The organism is Arthrobacter livingstonensis (genome assembly GCF_003219815.1).
In the GTDB taxonomy this organism is placed as follows: domain Bacteria; phylum Actinomycetota; class Actinomycetes; order Actinomycetales; family Micrococcaceae; genus Specibacter; species Specibacter livingstonensis.
In genome coordinates this window covers 1-3,767 of sequence record NZ_QJVD01000070.1, presented here as the reverse complement: position 1 = coordinate 3,767, position 3,767 = coordinate 1, and the positions used below count along the sequence as shown (strand labels likewise).

Genomic DNA, 3,767 nt, shown 5'->3' with positions numbered 1-3,767 from the left:
CTGGATGGCAATCACGGTCTTGATCGGCGGGTTTACTGTCGCGGCCATCGTTGGCGGCGGCATTGGCTTCGGCGTAGTCGCTGCGATCGTGACGTTCCTCATCGACATGGCAGTGTCGCGCTCTCGAACGCGCGACTAAGCCGCCGCCGCCGTAGCGGGGTTCCCTGCCGCTTCAGAATTCGGTTGCAAACGCGAATCCCCTGCTGACAGCCGAGCTTGTCGCGATCAGCGTTCCCCAGCGGGCGCCCCAATACATCTCGCAGCCCCTGTTGCATCAGCCGAGCCGGCCCGCCGGTGGTGGACCGGCCTCGATACAAGCCCAGATTGCAGACGTCAGTTTATATTGACAGATAGTAGTCGTCAATCTAAACTGACATTATGTCAAATGAAGAACTATTCGGCAATCTACAAAACGCCGACCCCGCTACCGGCCTCCGGGCGGCCGTCGCACTGCGACGCCTTGCAGAACGAGTTGAAGCTACACACGTTGAAGCTGCTCGCGCTTCGGGCTGGACTTGGGAACAGATCGCAGATGCCCTAGGCGTCTCACGCCAGGCGGCTCACATGAAACACGGAAAAAAGAAGGAGACAAACGATGTTTGAACGATTCGCTCCCAGTGCCCGTGAAACCGTCACCAGTGCCGTCCACGAGGCGCAGATACGAGGCGACCGCCGCATCGGCACCGATCACCTCTTTATCGGAATGCTCCATGACCAGGAAATCGTCGACGCCCTTGGCGTGACGCTCCGACACGCCCTCGACGTCGACGCGGACCTCGACTCGACCGCGCTTCGTGCGATTGGCCTCAACATCTCCGGCGCTGCGTCGGCTTGGTCAACACCCCCAAGGATGTCGAGAACCGCATTCAGCACCGGAGCGAAGAACGTCATGAGATCAGCGCTGGCCACAGCTGTTGCCAGTCACTCGGGCACAATCAAAGTCCACCACATCGCAGTCGCTCTATTGAGGCTCAAAGCTCCCGATCCCGCTGCAGCTCTGGCAGCCGGACTCGGGATCGACGCTACGGAGGCAATCGCGAAGCTAACACGTTCGGAAGCTGCCTAACCGCCCGGTGGAGGTTCCCCATCGGACAACCCAATAGGCCTCGAAGCAACTGTTGCATCAGCCGATCCGCCCCGCCGTTGGTCGACCGGCTATCAGCCGATCCGCCCAGCCGTTTCGATAGCCGGGAGTGGTTTCGCTACTCGCTGGCAGTCGAGAATCGGTCGGCGTAGTCGGCGGCGAATCGGGCGAAGGGTGTTGCTTGTCGGCGGGTGATGCGTTCGATGTCGACGCTGGTCCAATCGGAGTCACCTTGGGCGAAGAGCTCGAGTGCTTGAGCGTTCGAGTGCGCAACTGGTGTAGGCAGTCCGAGTTGGATCATTGTCGCTTCCTGTTCCTCGCTGCTGATTCGATGATGCGTGACGGTGCGTCCAAGGACTTCGGTGAGCTGGGCGGCGACCGTGTCATAGGACAGAGATGCCGGCCCGCTGAGCCGATAAGTCTTCCCGATGTGCTGGGCTGGTGCTGATGCGATGGACGCAGCGGCCGCGGCAACGTCGCGTGCGTCGATCATCCCGATTCGGCCGTCGCCGGTGGACGATGAGAACGCGGATGTGGTGGCGATGGCTGGTGCAAGGGTGAGGAGGTTCTGCATGTACGCGTTCGCGCGAAGCAGTGTGTGCGTGAGCCCGGAGTCGGTCAGGGCTTGTTCTATGCGGTAGTGGTCGCGGCGGCGGCTGATTGGCGAATCCGGGGTGGCGTCGCTGGTGACCTTGGTCACATGGGCGACCCCGGCGTTCCGCGCGGCGACGATGACAGCGATTTCCTGTTCCGGCACCGCCGGGGTGACCAGCACGATTGCGTCAGTTCCGATCATGGCCGCAGCGATCGAATCGGGCCGGTCGAGGTCTCCGTGGAACAAGTCCACACCGGCGTCGGCGAGGTCGCGGTGCGCATCCGGGTTTCGGATTAGTACGCGGACCGGCTGGCCTGCTGCGGCCAGGACTCGCGCGGAGTGTGCGCCGACTTTTCCGGCGGTGGTGATGAGGATCATCGGGCTTCCCCTGCAGTGAGCAGAGAGAGGGCGGTCTGGACCTCGCCGTGGTCGTGTAGCCCGATGGAGGCGCTCGGGACGGGGCCGGCCGAGATCGCGACCGTGACCGTACCAACGTCTTTGGCTTCGACGAAACCCTCGGCGTGACGGGTGGTGACCGGTCCGAGCACCAGGGAGAACACCCGCCGTGAAGAACCAGTCTCGGCGGCGGCAACACGCTGCATCATCAGCAGCGCGGCCTGTTCCATACTCACCAGCCCGCTGCCCGGGACCGGCCATGCCGAGGAGTCGCCGACGATCACCGTGTACGCGCCAGCATCGGTCAGATACGGCAGCGCTGCACGCAGCACCGCCATGTGCGTGGTCCCAAGAACGGTGAATGCCGAGTGCCAGTCCTGCTCCGTGATCTCGGCGAGAGTGCTTCCCTGCCACCAACCGCCGATTGGAGCGACCACGGAGTCGAGTCCGCCGCGGAAATGGACGATCTGTTCGACGAGGTCCTGCGCGCCAGCGAAGCTGGTGTAGTCATGCACCACCAAGTGCAGGTGCTCGTCGGCGGCGTGGCCCAGCATGGTCCGGAACTCCGCCGAGCGCTCTTCAGACCGGGTCGGGACGATCACCTCGGCGCCCGCCTCAAGGAACGCCCGCACGACACCCTCCCCGACTGCACCGGTCCCGCCCGGCACCAGCACCCGGTGACCCGTCAGGTCCGGGGTTGTCCATGTCGTGTCATTCATCTGGTCTCCCGACCGTAGCCGTATTCGTTGGTACACCTAACGTTGTTTGAACCAACGATAACACCCGTTCGTTGGCGTGTACAACGGTTAGGATGGTGGTATGACGGAAAATGAGACGACAGCGCCACCGGCTCGGCTACGGGCGCTGCTCAGTTGGCAGGCAAATCGAGTGAACGTCCTCGGCTCCCGGCTCACCGGGACGCGAATGCCGGCGACTGGGCGTGCCGACTTCGCAGTCCTGGCCGCGCTGGAAGAGTATGGCCCTCTCAGCCAGGCCGACCTCGGCCGACAGCTCGGATTGGACCGCAACACCATCAACGGGATCGCAACCCGGCTCGACGAGGCCAAACACATCCTTCGCGCGACAGACGCCGCTGACCGACGCCGCAACACCGTCGCCATCACCCCGCTCGGACAGCGATACCTCGACCAACTGCAGACCGCCACCGACAGAGTCCAAGCTGAACTCGCAGCGCCACTGTCGAAAGCAGAAGCGGCACAGCTACAAACGCTCCTAGGCAAAATACTCGACACCCACCCCGGCCTGCCGAGCTAGGTTTACTACCGGGCATACCTCCCAGTCGCAACTCGAGCCCGGTCGCACTTTAGCGAACTCCTACAAAAGCGGCTGCTCAGCATCCCCACGCGGCGCAGCTGCCCGCAGGGCGTTCCGCATACGGACGCACCAGGTTTGTGCAGACGAGTATTGAAATTTGTACAGGCGAAAATGACAGATGAGGTATTGGTTTGAGTGGGACTGGCAGCCGCACTGGCCGGGTCAACCCCCAGGTGGCAGCTGGGTCCGCGTCTTCTTTATTCGACACGTCGTGGACCGTCTATGATCGGAACGGACTATTGACCCAGAAGGAGAAGGGGAAGGGGAGACCATGACTGAGCGTGGTGCGCGCCTTGCCCGCGGCTGGACCGCAGCGGTCTTTGCCACCTCGGCGGCTGCGCTCTCCCACGTCCTGGG

4 protein-coding genes are annotated in these 3,767 nt (G+C 63.1%); 2 read left to right on the top strand and 2 right to left on the bottom strand.

Annotated features, from left to right (window positions below):
* Nucleotides 1-595: 595 nt before the first annotated feature.
* Entirely contained in the window at nt 596-1,066 is a 471-nt protein-coding gene (locus tag CVV68_RS22645; RefSeq protein ID WP_110503238.1) for a hypothetical protein, read from the top strand.
* 136 nt (nt 1,067-1,202) lie between these two features.
* Here the strand turns inward: CVV68_RS22645 and CVV68_RS22640 are convergent, their stop codons facing one another.
* A complete protein-coding gene (locus CVV68_RS22640) occupies nt 1,203-2,057 on the bottom strand; it encodes an NmrA family NAD(P)-binding protein (protein ID WP_110503237.1) in 855 nt (284 codons plus the stop codon).
* Nucleotides 2,054-2,794 (bottom strand): SDR family NAD(P)-dependent oxidoreductase, encoded by a 741-nt coding sequence (locus CVV68_RS22635; protein WP_110503236.1) that lies wholly within the window; start codon nt 2,792-2,794, stop codon nt 2,054-2,056. The genes CVV68_RS22640 and CVV68_RS22635 overlap by 4 nt, the downstream gene beginning before the upstream one ends.
* A gap of 100 nt (nt 2,795-2,894) precedes the next feature.
* On the opposite strand from CVV68_RS22635, the gene CVV68_RS22630 reads away from it, so the two are divergent.
* Nucleotides 2,895-3,350: a MarR family winged helix-turn-helix transcriptional regulator gene (locus CVV68_RS22630; protein WP_110503235.1), complete on the top strand. Its 456-nt coding sequence runs from the start codon at nt 2,895-2,897 to the stop codon at nt 3,348-3,350.
* The last annotated feature ends 417 nt before the right edge of the window (nt 3,351-3,767 follow it).

What these genes read in the sequence shown, in the direction of transcription:
- CVV68_RS22645 (WP_110503238.1), top strand. Translation starts at nt 596, where the DNA reads ATGTTTGAACGATTCGCTCCCAGTGCCCGTGAAACCGTCACCAGTGCC.
- CVV68_RS22640 (WP_110503237.1), bottom strand. Translation starts at nt 2,057, where the DNA reads ATGATCCTCATCACCACCGCCGGAAAAGTCGGCGCACACTCCGCGCGA.
- CVV68_RS22635 (WP_110503236.1), bottom strand. Translation starts at nt 2,794, where the DNA reads ATGAATGACACGACATGGACAACCCCGGACCTGACGGGTCACCGGGTG.
- CVV68_RS22630 (WP_110503235.1), top strand. Translation starts at nt 2,895, where the DNA reads ATGACGGAAAATGAGACGACAGCGCCACCGGCTCGGCTACGGGCGCTG.